Below are 16,418 nucleotides of genomic sequence, written 5' to 3'. Positions count from 1 at the left end.
CTGACACCCGTACGACGACAGGCTCACGTGACTGACCATCAGACGACGACCCGACGGTTCTCCTCGGGCCCGTGGCGACGGCTGCGCTCCCTGCGGGTGCGGCTGATCGCGGTGTTCGCCGCGGTCGCGCTGCTCACCGCCGTCTCGGCCTCCGGCATCGCGTACTGGCTGAACCGTGACGCGGTGCTCAAGCGCGCCCAGGACACCGCGCTCAACGACTTCCGGGTCTCGCTCAGCCGCAACGTCTCCGACCTGCCGCTGAACGCCACCTGCGCGGACCTGACCCAGCTCGCCAACACCGTCGCCAGCTCCGGCCTCAGCTACGACGTGGTCGTCGCCGACCCGGCCCACCCCGGCTGCGTCGCCTCCTCCTCCCCCGGGCGCTACACGCTCGCCGAGGTCCCGGGCAACCTGCAGGACACCGTAGGCCGCCTGCGCCAGGTCACCGACAGCAACCCGTACGCCTACCACCTCTACTGGCAGCGCCAGAACCTGGACGGCCGGCCGTTCCTGATCGGCGGCACCAAGGTGGTGCCGACCGGCCCGACCGCGTACATGTTCAAGTCGCTGGAGAACGAACGGGCCGATCTCAACACCCTCGGCTGGTCGCTCGCCATCGCCACCCTGCTCGCCCTGATCGGCTCGGCCCTGCTCGCCCAGGCGGCGTCCGCGACCGTGCTGCGGCCGGTCAAGCGGCTCGGCGAGGCGGCCCGGCGGCTCGGTGAGGGCCACCTGGACACCCGGCTGGAGGTCGAGGGCTCGGACGAACTGGCCGATCTGGCCCGGACCTTCAACCGCACCGCCGCGTCCCTGCACGAGCAGGTCGAGGAGCTGAGCGCGCGCGAGGCGCAGAGCCGGCGGTTCGTCGCCGACATGTCGCACGAGCTGCGCACCCCGCTGACGGCGATGACGGCCGTGACGGACATCCTGGAGGACGAGGCCGAGTCGCTGGACCCGATGATCGAACCGGCCGTCCGGCTGGTGGTCAGCGAGACCCGCCGGCTCTCCGACCTGGTGGAGAACCTGATGGAGGTGACCCGCTTCGACGCCGGTACGGCGAAGCTGGTCGCCGACGAGGTCGACATCGCCGACCTGATCATGTCCTGCATCGACGGCCGGGCCTGGTACGACGCGGTCGAACTGGACGCCCCGCGCGGCGTCCTGGCCGTGGTGGACCCGCGCCGGCTGGACGTCGTCTTCGCCAACCTGATCGGCAACGCGCTCAAGCACGGCGGCTCGCCGGTGCGGGTCAAGGTGCGGGAGGCGGACGGCACGGTGGTCGTCGAGGTGTCCGACAGCGGCCCGGGGATCCCGGAGGACGTGCTGCCGCACGTCTTCGACCGCTTCTACAAGGCGGACAAGGGGCGGGCGCGTTCGGAGGGCAGCGGGCTGGGCCTGTCGATCGCGATGGCCAACGCGCAGATCCACGGGGGGACGATCACGGCGGCCAACGGGGAGGCCGGGGCGGTCTTCACCCTGACGCTGCCGCTGACCCAGCCGCCCACGCCACCGGCCGCCGCCGAGGAGAGTGCCACGTGACCGCCCTGACCTTCCTGACCACCCCGGTCTCCCGGCCGGCCCTCCGCCGCGCCGTGGGCGTGCTCTTCCTGGCCGCCCTCGCCGCCGGCTGCGGCATCCGCCCGACCGCCGTCCCGGTGGACGCGGGCGCCCCCGCCAGCCGTACCGCCTGCCCGACCACGCCGCACATACCGACCGCCCTGGCCACGCCCTCGCCGGCCGGCCCGACGGTGGTACCGCCGCGCACCGCGGCGAAGCCGGGCGTGAGCCCGTCGCCGACGTCCGCGACGGCCTCGCCGGTGCTGCCGCCGTCCGACAACGTGTTCAGCGCGCTGCCCACGCCGTCGGCGCCCACGTCCGCACCCTGCCGGTGATCCGCCCGGCGCGTCCCCGGCCCCGGCCCGGGGGAGCGCCGAGAGGATCACGGTGGACCCGGGAACCGCCGTGCCACCGGGTCACGTCCTTCCCCGCGTGCAGCGAGATGGCACCAGGACACGCGACGAGCGTTCCGGCGTGCGGACCGAGACCGGGCCGGCGGCGGCCGTCCACCGTCCCCTCCAGCTGGCGGGCCTCCTCGGCCTCACCCTCCACCTGACCCTGGTCGGCTGGCTGTTGCTGAGACCCCTGCCGGTGGCCTGGGTCTACGACGCCAACCTGACGCCGCTGGCCTCGCTCCGCTTCTCCTCCGCCGGGCAGGTGCTCGGCGAACTGCTCCTGCTGGCCCCGCTGGGCGTCCTCCTCCCGCTGGCCGGCGGCCGCGTCCGGGCCCGCTGGGTCCCGTCCTTCCTCCGCACCACCGGCGCCTCCGCGCTGCTGGCCACCGCGCTGGAGTTCCTCTCCTCCTGGACCCCGGGGCACGTCCTCGACGTCGACCACATCCTGTTCGCGATCGTCGGCGTCGCCGCCACCCACCTGGCCCTGGTGCCCGCCGCGCGCTCGCTTCTGCTGCGGGCCCGGCACCGGCCCCGCGCGGCCCGGGCGGTCACCCTGCCGGTCCCGGTTCCCACCCCGGTTCCCACGGCAGTCGTGGCGCCGGCCGTGGCACCGGTGTACGCGGAGTCGGCGCGCCGCCTCGACTGAGGCGGCGCGGCCGAGGCGTCTTCGCCGAGGGCCCTTAAGGCTTGTCTGACAATTCCCGCCGCCGGACCCGGCCGCCGACCTCGACCAGGCCGCCGGGCCGGACCGCCGTGACCAGCTGCGAGCCCCGGCCCTGGGTGATCACCAGGTCCCGGTCGAGACCCGCGGTGAGGAGGAGGGCGGCGGCGCCCGTCGCCTCGTCCTCGTCGATGCCGTCGCCCCGGCCCGGGAAGGCCCGCGCCCGCACCCGGCCCGCCGGTTCGTCCTGCCAGGCCCAGGCGTAGATCCACTTGCCGGGCGGCGGCACCTCCAGGGCGTCCACCTCGGCCGCCGAGGCGTACTGCCGCAGCGTGCGCGGCGGCGCCCACGCGGCGCGGGCCCCGATCCGGGTGAACCCGCCGTCCCGCCGGACGGCCACCACCCCGGCGGGGGTGACCAGCCGGTCCACGCCGAGCAGCCAGGCGGCGCCCACGCAGGGGTGGCCGGCGAACGGGAGGCGGAGCGTGGGCGTGTAGATGTCGATGACGCCACGCTCCGGGTCGTCGACGAACACCGTCTCGCTGAAGCCCAGTTCACGGGCGAACGCCTGCCGGGCGGCCACGTCCGGCACCGCACCGCCGTCCCGGACCACCCCGAGTTCGTTCCCGTGCTCGCCGCCCGGTCCGCAGAACACCCGCAGGACCTCGTACCCGGTCATCCGCTCCACCCCGTCCGGGCCCGCCGCCCGTCGTCGCCTCGGTGCACGGGCGACCGCCGCGACCCCGGCCGGGCCGCCCCGGCACCGCCGACAGTACCTCCGGCCGACGATGCCGGGACCGTCAGCGTCCGGACGGCCGCGCGCCCCGGCGCCGGTGCAGGGTGACGGCAATGGTGCCCAGGCCCAGGACGATCGCGGCGGCGCCACCGATCGCCATCGGCCCGGTGTCGGAACCGCCGCCGGTGGACGCCAGCGTGCTGGTCGGGGCCGGCACCGGAGCCGGCCCCGGGGCCGCCGGCCGGACCGGTTCCTGGCCGGACGCCTGGCCGGACGTCTGACCGGGCGCCTGGCCGGTGGCCTGCGAGACCGGGACGACCCGGGCGGTGGACGGCGACGCCGAGTCCGCCGGACCGCTCGCGGCCGGGCCGGTGGCCCGGGTGGACGGAGCCTCCGGCGACGGCGGGCCCGACGGCGTACCGGCCCCGCCCGGAGCGACGACGGCGAAGCCGGCCGCCGGGCCGGCCGCCCGGATCTCCTTCCCGCCCGGGGTGAGCGGGAGGCTGGAACCCGTGAACAGCACCGATCCGGTACCGACCGGGGCGGCCGCGGTGAAGGACAGCCGGACGTTGACCGTGCGGGCCTCACCGTCGTGCAGGTTGATGATGGTGCTCTCCTTGCTGTCCGCCCGGAGCATCAGCTGCAATTGGCCCGGCTCCTGCTGCGCGTAGCCGGTGGCGGGCAGCCAGACGCCCTCGGGCGTCTGGAAGTCGAGGTGGACCAGCTCGCTGGTGAGCGTGTTCCGCCCCTGGAAGGTGACCTCGGGGTAGAACCGGATGTCCCTGCCGCTGTGGTTGGCGATCGTCAGCCTGAACGGCTTCGCGTCGCCACCGGCGGTGAAGGCGGCGGGCAGCCCGTCGACGCCGAGGTCCGGCAGCGCGGGTGCGGGCGGGGTGGTCGGACCGCCGGCCGGAACGATGGTGAAGTCGTTGCCGAAGGGGCTGGCGGCGTAGAACACCCGCTGCTCCGGGGGCAGGGTGGGATCCAGGACCACGGCCTGGAAGAGGGCCGACGCCCGGCCGCCGTTGGCGTCGGCGGTGACGGCGAGGCGCAGCCGGTAGGTGAGCGAGGCGCCCGCCGGCAGGTGCAGCCGGCCGGCGGACGTGTCGAGCTCCCACGAGGCTCCGGCACCGGCACCGGCGCGGGACGGGGCGCTCTTCCACTGCGTGCTGCCGGGCACCTGGTACTCCAGCCTGAGCTGGGTCTCCTTGATCCCCGAGTTGCCGTCCGCGATGGTGAACCCGGTGTCGGCGGTGACCTCGTGGTCGGCGGAGTTCGTGAGGGTGGCGGTGAACTCGACCGGCGCCGCCCCGGCGGTGACACTGCCGGGGACGCCGGCCAGCCCGATCGTCACCGGCCCGTTCCGGCCCTGGGTGTCCTGGGTGTCCTGAGTGGACTGGCCGGACTGGACGGAGAGCGGGAGTGCGGACGCCCCCGGGGCCGAAGCCAGGACCGTACCGGAGACCAGGGCGGCCGCGGCGGCGAGGACGAGGACTCTGCGGTGCTGAGTGCGCATTGGAACCTCACGGAAGGATGCGGGCCTGGCCCGGCAGAAGGCGGTACACGGGCATGAGGGCCGCTGCGGGCCTTGCCCGTACCGTTCTTTCGCCCCCCAACCCCAGCGATCGCGGCATCATATCCGAACACCTGCACGACCTGCAGAGCATTAGTCCCGCAGCCGATCCACGCCGGCCGCAAAAGTCGCAGCCGCACCAGGCCGGCTGACGCGGCCGCCCGGCCCGTCCGTTCCGCCGGCCGGCGGAACGGACGGGCCACCGGGGCGCGTGGGCCCCGGCACCGTTCAGCGCACGCGGCGGATCCAGAACGCGCAGAAGAGGACCAGCAGGGCGGTGACGGCGAGACAGACGCCGGTCTGGGTCCAGTGCATCGCCCATTCGGCGGCCGGCGGGTGGTAGGTGGCGTAGGCCTGGACGATGGTGTCCTGATGCGCCGAGCACTCGTCGGTCGGGCACACCCCGGTGCCGTCCGGCATCCGCGAGAGCCAGTCGCCGGGCAGCGGGATCCGCTGACCGTCCGAGGTGAGCAGGCCGTTCTCCACGATGTCCGATTCGATCGGCGTACTGGTCGGCAGATGACTGCTGGAGAAGACGAGCTGATGATCGGCCGGCAGCGCGGCCATCCGGATGTCGGCCACCGCCTCGCGCGTCGGCGTCAGGAGGTAGCGGGACGCGTCCACCGCCACCCGCACGACGGCGGTGAGGGCGGCCGTGACGACGATCGAGGCGACCACCCGCCGCACGACCAGGCCGACCGCGGCTCCCAGCGCGACTCCGAGCAGGCTGAACCCGACCACGGAGGGGCCCGAGGTCGCCCGGCTCAGCCAGGTGAACCAGTGGTAGTAGCCGGGCACGGCGAAGCGCCCCTGGATCTGGCCGACCCACCAGGTGGAGACCACGGCGAGCAGGCACGATCCCACCAGGGTCGCGACCAGCGGGACACCCAGGCGAGCCGCCAGCCACCGCTGCCGTGACACGGACTGGGTCCAGGCGAGGCCGTACGTCCCGCTCTCGAACTCCCGTGCCAGCAGGGGCGCCGCGACGAAGAGACCGAGCGCGGGCGGCAGGGCCACCAGGAACCAGCCGGTGATCAGCACCCAGGTCAGCCACCGGGTGTCGAGTTCGATGGCCCGGGAGGTGACCTGCTCGCACTCGGCCGGGAAGTGGACGACGTTGCAGTTCTGGATGTGCTGGGTGTCGACGTAGTCGCCGATCCGCGTACCGAGGAAGAGCAGCCAGGCGCAGACCGCCAGCAGCACGACGCCGCACACGAGGAGCGGGGTGCGCTCCTGGCGGACGCTCAGCCAGACGGTGCCGCGCAGGATCCTCCGCCCGGCGGCCGGCGGCGGCGGCGGGGACAGGGACGGCGGCGGGGATGCCAGGTCGGTCGTACTCATCGCGCACTCACCTCGCGTACTGCGGCCGGGCCGGCGACGGGCCCGGGCACGGATGCGGCCGGGGCGCCGGGCGCCGGGGTACGCAGATAGCCGATCAGGATGTCCTCCAGGCCCGGCCGGCTGACGTCCCACCGGGGGTCCACGGGGCCGGCGGGCTTCAGCAGCGCGGTCGCCTGCCGCCCGGTCCGGCGCAGTTCCACGATGTCGTGCCGGGCCAGGTCGGCCGGCAGACCGTCGCCCTCGTCGACGCCGACGGCGAGACGGTGGCTGTCCAGCAGGTCCTCGACGTCGCCGGTGACCCTGATCCGCCCGTCCTGCAGCACGGTAACGTGATCGCACACCCCGTTCAGTTCGGCGAGGACGTGGGAGGAGATCAGGATGGTGGTGCCGTGCTCGGCCGCCTCGGCCATCAGGATGCCGGTGAGCTCCTGGCGGGCCACGGGATCGACGTCGGCGAGCGGTTCGTCGAGCATCAGCAGGTCCGGCCGCTTGCCCAGGACGAGCGCGAGGGCGACCCTGGTCCGCTGGCCGGCGGTGAGGGTGCCCACCCTGGCGTCCGGTGGGAGGCCCCCGTGGCGCACGATCCGCTCCGCGGTCTCCTGGCTCCAGCCCGGGTTGAGCTCCCGGCCCGCCCGCAGCGCCTCGGCGACGGTCAGCCTCGGGTAGAGGGGCTTGTCCTGCCGGAGGTACGCGGTGCGCCGGATGGTCCCGGGCTCGCGCGGGCCGCCGCCGAAGACCGCGACGGAGCCCTCCGTCGGCGCCAGCAGACCTGCGGCGACCGCCATCAGCGTGCTCTTGCCCGCGCCGTTCGGGCCGACCAGGGCGGAGATCCGGCCGGCCGGGAGCCGGAACTCGCAGCCGCGCAGGGCCCAGGATCTGCGGTACTTGAGCCCGAGCCCGACGGTCTCCAGCGCGGGCGACTGCCCGGCCGGTCGGTGGTGCGGGGCAGGTTCGGGGTGGTTCACCCGGGCTCCTCGGAGGCCTCGACAGTGGTGGGGTAGGCCCGGTCCAGGGCGGTGTCGACCAGCGCGGTGACGTCTTCGCGTTCCAGACCGGCCGCACGGGCACGTGCAATCCATCCGGCCAGCTCGGCGTGGAGGGCGGAGTCCTCGGCGGCCTGCGGTTTCGCAAGCGTCCGCCGGACGAACGTCCCCACGCCCCGACGGCTGTCGACCAGACCCTCGCGTTCGAGCTCCCGGTAGGCCTTGAGCACCGTGTTGGGGTTGATCGCCGTGGCCGCCACCACCTCTCGGGCGGTGGGCAGTTGGTCGCCCGGGCGCAGCACGCCGAGCCTCAGCGCCCGCTTGGTCTGCTCGATGATCTGCAGGTACGGCGAGAGCCCGCTGCGCCGGTCGATGAGGTATTCAACGATGGCATCCACCATTTCACTAGTTGTCCAGCCGAATCCCACCCCCGGCTGTGACTGCCCATCAAGCCGCCTCCTGGCAGGCAGGATTGATGATAACCACCATTCCACTAGTTATCTAGTGGAATGGTGGTCTGATGATCGGCAACCGGCCGGGCGGGCGCCTGGGCCCGGCCGTCGCCTGGCGAGGCAGGCCGGCACCGCCCTGCCGCCCGTCGCGCCGGACCTGACCGCGCAGCACGCGACTCCCTCGGTGTGACCCCCGCCACTTCCGCATGGCCCGTGCAGCGAACCGGCCCCGGCCGCCGTCAGGAAGGCAGACACCCACACCGAGGAGACGGACCAGCACATGAGCAGCAGCAACCCGGCGGGCGGCCGAAGGTGAGGCTCGGCCGGCGCTCCGGCGCTCGCGGCACCCCACCGATCGACTTCGCCGCGTTCGTGCAGCAGCGCTCCGGCGCCCTGTTCCGGACGGCCTACCTCCTGACCGGCAACCGCGAGCTCGCCGAGGACCTGCTCCAGGAGGCCCTGGAGAAGGCCTGCCGGCACTGGAAGCGCGTCGCGGTCGCCGACTCCCCGGAGGCGTACGTCCGTCGGATCGTCGTCAACCTCGCCAACGACCGCTGGCGCAGGCTGAGCCGGGCGGGCGTCCGCGCCGAGGCGGTCCCCGAGGACCTCCCCGCCCCGGGCGACGCCTACCGCACGGTCGAACTGCGCGACGAACTCGTCCGGGCCCTGCACGCCCTCCCGATCGGCATGCGCAGCGTCGTCGTCCTCTCCTATCTGCACGACCTGGACGACCGTCAGATCGCCGACGTCCTGAACATCTCGCCCGGCACCGTCCGCTCCCAACTCGCCCGCGGGCTGGCCAGACTCCGCACCGCCGCCCTCCCCGCCCACGAAGGTGCGTGATGACGACCGACCACGACCCCACCCTCGACCCCCATCTCGGAAGGGCCCTCCGCCAGGCCATGAACAGCTACGCCGACTCCGCGCCCGCCCCCGCCTTCGACGCCCCCGCCATCCTCCGCCGCACCCGCCGCCGACGCGGCCTCCTCGCCACCGCGGCCTCGGCGGCGGCCGTCGCCGTCGTCGCCACCGGCGCGTTCCTTCTCCAGAGCCCGCCGTCCGGGCCCCGGACGCCGCTCACCCCGGCCGCCCCCGTCTCGCCACCGGTCGGTTCGGGCACCCCGTCCCCCTCCCTCGGCTCCGGCACCCCCTCGCCCGTCTCCTCCCCCGGCTACGGAGAGCCCTCGCCCGGGCCCACCCCTTCGCCCGACGCGGCCCGGATCACCGTCCCCGACGTCGTGGGTCTCTCCCAGGCCTCCGCCGAGCAGGCCCTCGCCGCGGCCGGACTCCGGGTCGAGACCCACCTCTTCACCGACTGGAAGGTCCCCGCCGGCAGCGTCATCAACACCCAGCCCGCCGCCGGCGCCCTCCTCCCCCCGGACGCCACCGTCACCGTCTTCGTCTCCAAGGGCAGGCCCTGATCCCGGGAGCGGGACGTCGTCCCGGCGGACTTCCCGCTCCCGACCGTTCCCGACCGCGGCCGGCCCGCTCCCGAACCGCCCGGGGCGGGCCGGCCGCGGTCCGGTCACGCCCGCCCTCCGGGGCGACCCCGAGGGGAACCCCGAGACGCCGCTACGCCTCCTCGACGAGACGCCCCGCGCCCGGATCGGCTTGCGGGGTGAGGCTTCGGCGACCGGCGCGACGGAGCATGGAGATACGCCCACCGGAGAGGCCGGCACCGGGCGCGACACCACGGAGCACGCCATGAGCCGCCTCGCCCGCCCCCGCCACAACCGCGTCATCGCCGGCGTCTGCGCCGGGATCGCCGAGCGCTTCGGCCTGACGCCGTGGACCGTCCGACTGATCTTCCTGGCCTCCTGCCTGCTGCCCGGGCCGCAGTTCCTGATCTACCTGGCGCTCTGGGTGCTCCTCCCCCAGGAGCCGTGAGTCACGAGCCCCGCACCGCAGGGGCACGCCGCGAGCAGCCGACGGGCCGCCCGCACCCGGGGTCTCCGGGGCGGACGGCCCGTCGTGGTGCCGGCGCTGGGTCAGCCGGTCAGGCCCGGCAGCGGGAGGGTCTGGGCCAGCCCGCCGAGCGGGGTCTTGTCGAGGCCCGGGATGCTGGGCACGGCGGCGCGGTCGGTGACGCCGGAGAGCGGGGCGGCGGCCGGCAGGGCCTGGCCGGCGGTCGGGGCGAGGGTCCCGAGGGTGCCGGCGACCTTGTCGGCGCCCGGCAGCTTGGCGGCGGTGTCGACGACGGCGCCGGTCACCGCGGGGTTGGTCACCGCCCCGGTGGGGAGCCCGAGGCCACCGGCGGCGACGGAGTCGGCGGACGCGCTGCCGGCGCCGACCGCAGCGATGGCGATACCGAGCACGGCGGTGCCGGCGGCCTTGAGAGCCTGCTTCATGAGTTCGTCCTTGGGTCCTCGTCGGTGGCCGACGTCCGGGCACAGCGGCTCACCGCCGCCACAACCTGTCAGCAGTGACTGGCACACCGTAGTGACTGGACCGGACCAGGACCAAAGGGAGTTAACCCGCCGGAGTGGATAGTCAGATGAACGCCAACACCCTTGCCGCAGTGCGGCGTTCATCCGGCCACCCGTCGGCGGCGCTCAGGCGCCGACGCTGAACAGCCACTCCGCCTTGAGCTCGGCGTAGCCCGGCTTGATCACGTCGCTGATCATCGCCAGCCGCTCGTCGAACGGCAGGAACGCCGACTTCATCGCGTTCACCGTGAACCACTCCAGGTCGCCCAGCGTGTAGCCGAACGCCTCCACCAGGTGCCCGAACTCACGGCTCATGCTGGTGCCGCTCATCAGCCGGTTGTCGGTGTTGACGGTGACCCGGAACTTCAGCCGGCTGAGCAGCCCGATCGGGTGCTCGGCGTACGAAGCCGCCGCCGCCGTCTGGAGGTTGGAGGTCGGGCACATCTCCAGCGGGATCCGCTTGTCGCGCACGTACGCGGCCAGCCGGCCGAGCTCGACGCGGCCGTCCTCGTGCACGGTGATGTCGTCGACGATCCGCACGCCGTGGCCGAGCCGGTCGGCGCCGCAGCACTGCAGGGCCTCCCAGATCGACGGCAGGCCGAAGGCCTCGCCCGCGTGGATGGTGAAGTGGTTGTTCTCGCCCTTGAGGTAGTCGAAGGCGGCCTGGTGGCGGGTCGGCGGGTGGCCGGCCTCGGCACCGGCGATGTCGAAGCCGACCACGCCCTGGTCGCGGTAGCGGTTGGCCAGCTCGGCGATCTCGGTGGAGCGGGCGGCGTGGCGCATCGCGGTCAGCAGGGTGCCGACCCGGATGCGGTGGCCGGCCGCGCGGGCGCTGGCCTCGCCGAGCCGGAAGCCCTCGTTGACGGCCTGGACGACCTCGTCCAGGGTCAGGCCGGCCTCCAGGTGCTGCTCGGGGGCGTAGCGGACCTCGGCGTAGACGACGCCGTCCGCGGCGAGGTCCTCGGCGCAGTCGGCGGCCACCTTGATCAGCGCCTCGCGGGTCTGCATCACGGCGCAGGTGTGCGCGAAGGTCTCCAGGTAGCGGACCAGCGAACCGGAGTCGGCGGCCTCGCGGAACCAGACGCCGAGTTCGGCCGGGTCGGTGGTCGGGAGCCCGTCGTAGCCGCAGGCGGCGGCCAGCTCGACGATGGTCTCCGGGCGCAGCCCGCCGTCGAGGTGGTCGTGCAGGAGCACCTTCGGGGCGCGGGCGATCTGGTCGGGGGTGGGGATCCGGGGGCCAGTGCCCGCGGTGGTGACAGGGATCTGCTTCTCCATTGCGGGAGTGTAGCCCCTACGCGCGTAGACCGACTACCGCCCACACGTCCGAATCGGCCAATGCGCACCGGGAATTCCACCGAAGGGGCGAGCCCCGGCACGTCGTGGACACCCCCGGTTCAGTCGTGCTGCAACAGCCTCCCCCGCCGCGACAGCACGAAGTCCCGGAACGCCGCCACCGGCGGGGTGAGCGGCCGGCCCGCCGCCCAGGCCAGACCGATCGCCCGCCGGGTGCGCGGCGCCGTCACCTCCAGCTCCACCACCCCGGGCCGGGGCACCAGCGCGGGCGGCAGCAGCGCCACCCCGAGCCCGGCCGCGACCAGCCCGCGGAGCGTCTCCGCCTCCTCCCCCTCGAACGCGATCCGCGGCACGAACCCGGCCTCCGCGCAGAACCCGTCCGTGATCGCGCGCAGTCCGTACCCGCGCTCCAGCCCGACGAACGGCTCCTCGGCCACCTCGGCCAGCCGGATCCGGCGCCGCCCGGCCAGCCGGTGGTCGGCCGGGACGACCAAGTGCAGCCGCTGCTCGTCCAGCGGGCGGGTGACCAGCGCCGGGTCGTCCGGCAGCGGCGCGACCAGACAGAGGTCCAGCTCCCCGGCCCGCAGCCGCTCCAGCATCGCGCCGACGTAGTCCTGCACCAGCTGGAACCGCACCTGCGGGTGGGCCGCCCGGAACCCGCGCAGCAGCGCCGGCACCGCGTCCGTCCCCATGGTGTGCAGAAAGCCGAACGCCACCCGCCCGGCCGCCGGGTCCGCCTCGGCGCGGGCTGCCTCGGCGCCGCGCTCGACCTCCGCCAGCGCCCGCTCCACCGAGGCCAGCAGCAACCGCCCGGCCCTGGTCAGCCGGACGGTGCGGCCCTGACGGGCCAGCAGGTCGACGCCCAGCTCCTCCTCCAGCCGGGCCACCGCCCGCGACAGCGTCGGCTGCGGCATCCCCAGCAGCGCGGCCGCCTGCGTGACGTGCTCCAACCGGGCCACCGCCGCGAACTGGGCCAGCCGGGGCGCCAGTTGGACGGCCGGCAGCTCCGGCCCCAGCTCGGCGAGCCGGTGCGGCGGCTCGCCGCCCTCCGTACGGTCCGTGCTGTCCGTCACTCTTCCTCCACTCCGACCGCCGCCACCTCGGCTCATACCTGAACACATTGATTATCGGCGGTTCATGCATTGGACGCATCAACGGCACAGGCCTAGGTTCGACGGTATGCAGCCCTCCGATACCGGGGCATCCGTGGCCACGCCGGATGCCCTCACCACGCCGTCCCCCGCCACCGCGGCCGACGACCGCCACCGCCCCGGCCAGCGCGCCTTCCGCCGCGCCAACCTCGCCCTGTTCGCCGCCGGGGTCGCGACCTTCGTCCTGCTCTACTCCACCCAGGGCCTGCTGCCGGTCCTCTCGGCCGACCTCGACATCACGCCCGGCCAGGCGAGCTGGACGGCCTCCGCCGCCACCCTCGGCCTCGCCCTCGCCCTGCTGCCGGCCAGCGCGCTGTCCGACCGGTACGGGCGCACCGCCGTGATGACGGCCTCCACCCTCGCCGCCTCCGCACTGGCGCTGGCCCTGCCGTTCGCGCCGGACCTCACCACCCTGGTCGCGCTGCGGGTCCTCCAGGGCGCCGCGCTCGCCGGGCTGCCGGCCACCGCGATGGCGTACCTCGCGGAGGAGGTCCACCCCAGCGCGCTGGCCTCCGCGATGGGTCTGTACGTGGCCGGCAACAGCATCGGCGGCATGGGCGGCCGGCTGCTCTCCGGCTGGACGGCCGCCGGCTTCGGCTGGCGCTGGGGCCTGGCCGCCTCCGCCGCCCTCGCGCTGCTGGCCGCGCTGGCCTTCCGGCTGCTGATCCCCGCCGCCCGGCACTTCACCCCGGCCCCGGTGGACGCCCGCGCGCTGGCCCGCACCGTCGGACGGCACCTGCGCAACCCGCTGCTGGTGCGGCTGTACGCGCTCGGGCTGCTGTTCATGGCCGTCTTCGGCGCGGTCTACAACACCGTCGGCTACCGGCTGATCTCCGCGCCGTTCCAGCTGCCGGAGTCGGTGGCCGCGTCGATCTTCGTGGTCTACCTGGTCGGCACCGGCACCTCGGCCGCCGCCGGCCGGCTCTCCGGCCGGCTCGGCCGGCGCGGTGCGCTGTACGTGTCGATCGGCGTGACCGCCGCCGGGCTGCTGCTCTCGCTGGCCGGCTCGCTGCTCTGCGCCCTGCTCGGCCTGGTCCTGATCACCGCCGGCTTCTTCGCGGGCCATGCGACCGCCTCCTCCGCCGTCGGCCGCACCGCCACCGAGGGCCGCGCCCAGGCCTCCGCGCTCTACCTGATCGCCTACTACCTGGGCAACAGCGTCGGCGGCACGATCGGCGCCGACGCCTACCACTCCACCGGCTGGCCCGGCGCCGCCACCGTCGGTCTCACCGCGATGGCCCTCGCCGCCGCCGTCACCCTCTACGCCACCCGCCAGGCGCACACCGCCCGCCGCGCGCCCGACGGGCTGCCGGGAAGACTTTCCGCCCGGTAGACATTCGGTATGGCCGGTCTCAAGCGCCGCCGTCGCCCCCACCTGGTGTCCACTCCCGTCCGGAAGAGGGGGGTCGTCACCATCCCGCAGGAGACAAGGGAGCAACTCGATCTCCAAAAGAGTGACCAGTTGGTCGTCACGGTGGAGGGCGGCCGGATCGTTCTGACCCCGGCCTCGGTCGTCCCGGACGACCAGGCGTGGTTCTGGAGCCCCGGCCGGCAGGCCGGGGAGCAGGAGGCCGACGGGGCCGTCGCCCGGGGCGAACGCGGCGAGGTCTTCCAGGACGGCGAGGAGTTCCTCCGGTCCCTGGCGGACGAGGCCGGGCTGGACCTGGAGGAGATCGAGCGCCGGGTCGGCACCCACGACATCTTCAACCGGCCGTGACAGTCACTCGCGGCGGGCACACCCCGGCGGATACCTGACGCAAGGTGTCAGGTATCCGCCGTAGTTTCCTCTCGTCCCGCCCGAACGACCAGAGGAACCCGCCATGGCCACCTTCGTTCTCATCCCCGGCGCGCTGCACGGCGGTTGGTGGTACCGGCCGCTGACCGAGGGGCTGCGGGCGGCCGGGCACGAGGTGTACCCGGTCACGCTGAGCGGGGTCGCCGAGCGCGGCCCGCTGAACGGCGGGGGCGTCAATCTGGACACCCACAGCGGGGAGGTGCTCGGGCTGCTGGAGGCGGAGCGGATCACCGACGCGGTCCTGGTCGCGCACAGCTACGGCGGCATGGTCGCCTCGGCGGTCGCCGACCGGGCGCCGGAGCGGATCGCCGCGCTGGTGTACGCGGACGCCTTCGTACCGCTCGACGGCGAGTCGGCGTACGGCATCGTCGACGACGTCTGGAAGGAACGGTACCTGCGCGGCACCGCGGCCGGCGGCGACGGGTACACCATGGTCGGACTGCACCCCGGACTGGACCCGCGGGCCACCGCGCACCCGCTGGCGACACTGCTCCAGCCGGTGCGGCTGACCGGTGCCGGGGAGGGCGTGGCCCGCCGGACGTACATCCACGCCGAGCGCTTCGAGGACACCCCGTTCCTGCCGACGTACGAACGTCTGCGCAAGGACCCCGCCTGGGCGGTGCACACCCTGCCGGTCGGCCACGACCTCGTCCGCGAGGCCCCCGAGGAGTTCCTGGGGATCGTCCTCGCCGCGGCCGGCTGAGTCCGGGCCGCCCGGAACGCGCGCCGCGCCCGTACCACGGGGGTACGGGCGCGGCGCGGCAGCGGGCCGGGTCAGGCGATGCGGTCCAGCACGATCGGGTTCGGGGTGAAGGCCGTCCCCGCCGGGGCGACCTCGATGCCGCCGGCCAGCGCCTCGATCGCGTAGTCGTAGCGCTCGGGGGTGTCGGTGTGCAGGGTCAGCAGCGGCCGGCCGGCCACCACGGTGTCGCCGGGCTTGGCGTGCAGCTCCACACCGGCGCCCGCCTGGACCGGGTCCTCCTTGCGGGCCCGGCCGGCGCCGAGGCGCCAGGCGCAGACGCCCACCGCGTAGGCGTCCAGCGCGGTGAGCACACCGGAGGCGGGGGCCGGGATGACGTGCTGCTCGCGGGCGACCGGCAGCGGGGCGTCTACGTCGCCGCCCTGGGCGGTGATCATGCGGCGCCAGTGGTCCATCGCGGAGCCGTCGCGCAGCGCGTCGGCCGGGTCCTTGCCGTGCACGCCGGCCGCGGCCAGCATCTCGCGGGCCAGGGCGAGGGTCAGCTCGACGACGTCCGCCGGGCCGCCGCCGGCCAGCACCTCCAGCGACTCGCGGACCTCCAGCGCGTTGCCCGCGGTGAGGCCGAGCGGGGTGGACATGTCGGTGAGCAGGGCGACGGTGTTGACCCCGGCCGCGGTGCCCAGGCCGACCATGGTGCGGGCCAGCTCCCGGGCGTCCGCCAGGTTCTTCATGAAGGCGCCGGAGCCGACCTTGACGTCCAGCACCAGGGCGCCGGTGCCCTCGGCGATCTTCTTCGACATGATCGAGGAGGCGATCAGCGGGATCGCCTCGACCGTGCCGGTCACGTCGCGCAGCGCGTACAGCTTCTTGTCGGCGGGGGCCAGGCCGTCGCCGGCCGCGCAGATCACCGCGCCGGTCGAGCCCAGCACGTCGAGCATCTCCTCGTTGGAGAGCAGGGCGCGCCAGCCGGGGATGGACTCCAGCTTGTCGAGGGTGCCGCCGGTGTGGCCCAGGCCGCGGCCGGAGAGCTGCGGGACGGCGGCGCCGCAGGCGGCGACCAGCGGGGCGAGCGGCAGGGTGATCTTGTCGCCGACGCCACCGGTGGAGTGCTTGTCGCTGGTGGGCAGCGGCAGCGAGGAGAAGTCCATCCGCACCCCGGAGCGGATCATCGCGTCGGTCCAGCGGCTGATCTCGTGCGGGTTCATGCCGTTCAGCAGGATCGCCATGGCCAGGGCGGACATCTGCTCGTCGGCGACCTCGCCGCGGGTGTAGGCGTCGATGACCCAGTCGATCTGAGCGTCGCTCAGCTCTCCGCGATCGCGCTTGGTCCTGATGACGGAGATGGCGTCCATGGC

At 74.3% G+C, this 16,418-nt stretch carries 18 protein-coding genes; 9 read left to right on the top strand and 9 right to left on the bottom strand.

The genetic code is table 11. From position 1 onward, the window contains the following. Positions 1-27: 27 nt before the first annotated feature. From AB0P06_RS06990 to AB0P06_RS06980, 3 genes are all read left to right on the top strand, one after another. Positions 28-1,539 (top strand): HAMP domain-containing sensor histidine kinase, encoded by a 1,512-nt coding sequence (locus tag AB0P06_RS06990; RefSeq protein WP_363605640.1) that lies wholly within the window; start codon positions 28-30, stop codon positions 1,537-1,539. Beyond that, a complete protein-coding gene (locus AB0P06_RS06985) occupies positions 1,536-1,892 on the top strand; it encodes a hypothetical protein (RefSeq protein WP_363605638.1) in 357 nt (118 codons plus the stop codon). Before AB0P06_RS06990 ends, AB0P06_RS06985 begins: the two co-directional genes overlap by 4 nt. Positions 1,893-2,031: 139 nt before the next feature. Beyond that, complete coding sequence (locus AB0P06_RS06980; RefSeq protein WP_363605637.1) at positions 2,032-2,598, top strand: VanZ family protein; 567 nt, start codon at positions 2,032-2,034, stop codon at positions 2,596-2,598. A gap of 34 nt (positions 2,599-2,632) precedes the next feature. On the opposite strand, the gene AB0P06_RS06975 is transcribed toward AB0P06_RS06980, so the two are convergent. The 5 genes from AB0P06_RS06975 to AB0P06_RS06955 form a co-directional block, all read right to left on the bottom strand. Then, the gene (locus AB0P06_RS06975; RefSeq protein ID WP_363605635.1) at positions 2,633-3,292 is read right to left on the bottom strand and encodes a PhzF family phenazine biosynthesis protein; all 660 of its coding nucleotides are present in this window, start codon (positions 3,290-3,292) and stop codon (positions 2,633-2,635) included. A gap of 121 nt (positions 3,293-3,413) precedes the next feature. Beyond that, positions 3,414-4,865, bottom strand: a complete 1,452-nt coding sequence (locus AB0P06_RS06970) for a hypothetical protein (RefSeq protein ID WP_363605634.1) — start codon at positions 4,863-4,865, stop codon at positions 3,414-3,416. Positions 4,866-5,150: 285 nt separating this feature from the next. After that, positions 5,151-6,263 (bottom strand): hypothetical protein, encoded by a 1,113-nt coding sequence (locus AB0P06_RS06965; RefSeq protein WP_363605633.1) that lies wholly within the window; start codon positions 6,261-6,263, stop codon positions 5,151-5,153. Continuing rightward, a complete protein-coding gene (locus AB0P06_RS06960) occupies positions 6,260-7,228 on the bottom strand; it encodes an ABC transporter ATP-binding protein (protein ID WP_363605632.1) in 969 nt (322 codons plus the stop codon). Before AB0P06_RS06960 ends, AB0P06_RS06965 begins: the two co-directional genes overlap by 4 nt. Continuing rightward, positions 7,225-7,647 (bottom strand): GntR family transcriptional regulator, encoded by a 423-nt coding sequence (locus AB0P06_RS06955; protein ID WP_363605631.1) that lies wholly within the window; start codon positions 7,645-7,647, stop codon positions 7,225-7,227. The genes AB0P06_RS06960 and AB0P06_RS06955 overlap by 4 nt, the downstream gene beginning before the upstream one ends. A gap of 363 nt (positions 7,648-8,010) precedes the next feature. Here AB0P06_RS06955 and AB0P06_RS06950 point away from each other — a divergent pair, with 363 nt between their 5' ends. The 3 genes from AB0P06_RS06950 (at position 8,011) to AB0P06_RS06940 (ending at position 9,585) form a co-directional block, all read left to right on the top strand. Beyond that, a complete protein-coding gene (locus AB0P06_RS06950; protein WP_363605630.1) occupies positions 8,011-8,541 on the top strand; it encodes a SigE family RNA polymerase sigma factor in 531 nt (176 codons plus the stop codon). After that, positions 8,541-9,119 (top strand): PASTA domain-containing protein, encoded by a 579-nt coding sequence (locus AB0P06_RS06945; protein WP_363605629.1) that lies wholly within the window; start codon positions 8,541-8,543, stop codon positions 9,117-9,119. Before AB0P06_RS06950 ends, AB0P06_RS06945 begins: the two co-directional genes overlap by 1 nt. Before the next feature lie 283 nt (positions 9,120-9,402). Further along, positions 9,403-9,585, top strand: coding sequence for a PspC domain-containing protein (locus AB0P06_RS06940; protein WP_363605627.1), 183 nt, complete (start codon positions 9,403-9,405; stop codon positions 9,583-9,585). A gap of 101 nt (positions 9,586-9,686) precedes the next feature. Here AB0P06_RS06940 and AB0P06_RS06935 read toward each other — a convergent pair whose 3' ends face one another. The 3 genes from AB0P06_RS06935 to AB0P06_RS06925 all read right to left on the bottom strand — a co-directional run bounded on the left by AB0P06_RS06935 (position 9,687) and on the right by AB0P06_RS06925 (position 12,433). Then, positions 9,687-10,046 carry an ATP-binding protein gene (locus AB0P06_RS06935; RefSeq protein WP_363605625.1) on the bottom strand — a complete coding sequence of 120 codons (360 nt, stop codon included), beginning with the start codon at positions 10,044-10,046 and terminating at the stop codon, positions 9,687-9,689. A gap of 204 nt (positions 10,047-10,250) precedes the next feature. Further along, positions 10,251-11,399, bottom strand: coding sequence for an adenosine deaminase (locus AB0P06_RS06930; protein ID WP_363605624.1), 1,149 nt, complete (start codon positions 11,397-11,399; stop codon positions 10,251-10,253). Positions 11,400-11,518: 119 nt separating this feature from the next. Further along, entirely contained in the window at positions 11,519-12,433 is a 915-nt protein-coding gene (locus AB0P06_RS06925; RefSeq protein ID WP_363605801.1) for a LysR family transcriptional regulator, read from the bottom strand. 163 nt (positions 12,434-12,596) lie between these two features. On the opposite strand from AB0P06_RS06925, the gene AB0P06_RS06920 reads away from it, so the two are divergent. The 3 genes from AB0P06_RS06920 to AB0P06_RS06910 all read left to right on the top strand — a co-directional run bounded on the left by AB0P06_RS06920 (position 12,597) and on the right by AB0P06_RS06910 (position 15,066). Continuing rightward, entirely contained in the window at positions 12,597-13,901 is a 1,305-nt protein-coding gene (locus AB0P06_RS06920) for an MFS transporter (protein WP_363605623.1), read from the top strand. Between the two features lie 9 nt (positions 13,902-13,910). Further along, entirely contained in the window at positions 13,911-14,285 is a 375-nt protein-coding gene (locus AB0P06_RS06915) for an AbrB/MazE/SpoVT family DNA-binding domain-containing protein (RefSeq protein ID WP_363605622.1), read from the top strand. Between the two features lie 103 nt (positions 14,286-14,388). Beyond that, on the top strand, positions 14,389-15,066 hold the full coding sequence (locus tag AB0P06_RS06910) for an alpha/beta fold hydrolase (protein WP_363605621.1): 678 nt from the start codon (positions 14,389-14,391) through the stop codon (positions 15,064-15,066). Positions 15,067-15,137: 71 nt separating this feature from the next. On the opposite strand, the gene AB0P06_RS06905 is transcribed toward AB0P06_RS06910, so the two are convergent. Further along, complete coding sequence (locus tag AB0P06_RS06905; protein WP_363605620.1) at positions 15,138-16,415, bottom strand: thymidine phosphorylase; 1,278 nt, start codon at positions 16,413-16,415, stop codon at positions 15,138-15,140. Positions 16,416-16,418 lie beyond the last annotated feature (3 nt).

This window comes from Kitasatospora sp. NPDC088351 (assembly GCF_040685575.1).
Lineage (GTDB): Bacteria > Actinomycetota > Actinomycetes > Streptomycetales > Streptomycetaceae > Kitasatospora.
The sequence above is the reverse complement of the archived record's forward strand: the minus strand, read 5'-3'. Positions and strand labels throughout refer to the sequence as shown.

Excerpts from the sequence above, each read along its gene's own strand:
- AB0P06_RS06975 (WP_363605635.1), bottom strand. The coding sequence starts at position 3,292 with ATGACCGGGTACGAGGTCCTGCGGGTGTTCTGCGGACCGGGCGGCGAG.
- AB0P06_RS06970 (WP_363605634.1), bottom strand. The coding sequence starts at position 4,865 with ATGCGCACTCAGCACCGCAGAGTCCTCGTCCTCGCCGCCGCGGCCGCC.
- AB0P06_RS06965 (WP_363605633.1), bottom strand. The coding sequence starts at position 6,263 with ATGAGTACGACCGACCTGGCATCCCCGCCGCCGTCCCTGTCCCCGCCG.
- AB0P06_RS06955 (WP_363605631.1), bottom strand. The coding sequence starts at position 7,647 with ATGGTGGATGCCATCGTTGAATACCTCATCGACCGGCGCAGCGGGCTC.
- AB0P06_RS06945 (WP_363605629.1), top strand. The coding sequence starts at position 8,541 with ATGACGACCGACCACGACCCCACCCTCGACCCCCATCTCGGAAGGGCC.
- AB0P06_RS06940 (WP_363605627.1), top strand. The coding sequence starts at position 9,403 with ATGAGCCGCCTCGCCCGCCCCCGCCACAACCGCGTCATCGCCGGCGTC.
- AB0P06_RS06935 (WP_363605625.1), bottom strand. The coding sequence starts at position 10,046 with ATGAAGCAGGCTCTCAAGGCCGCCGGCACCGCCGTGCTCGGTATCGCC.
- AB0P06_RS06930 (WP_363605624.1), bottom strand. The coding sequence starts at position 11,399 with ATGGAGAAGCAGATCCCTGTCACCACCGCGGGCACTGGCCCCCGGATC.
- AB0P06_RS06920 (WP_363605623.1), top strand. The coding sequence starts at position 12,597 with ATGCAGCCCTCCGATACCGGGGCATCCGTGGCCACGCCGGATGCCCTC.
- AB0P06_RS06915 (WP_363605622.1), top strand. The coding sequence starts at position 13,911 with ATGGCCGGTCTCAAGCGCCGCCGTCGCCCCCACCTGGTGTCCACTCCC.
- AB0P06_RS06910 (WP_363605621.1), top strand. The coding sequence starts at position 14,389 with ATGGCCACCTTCGTTCTCATCCCCGGCGCGCTGCACGGCGGTTGGTGG.
- AB0P06_RS06905 (WP_363605620.1), bottom strand. The coding sequence starts at position 16,415 with ATGGACGCCATCTCCGTCATCAGGACCAAGCGCGATCGCGGAGAGCTG.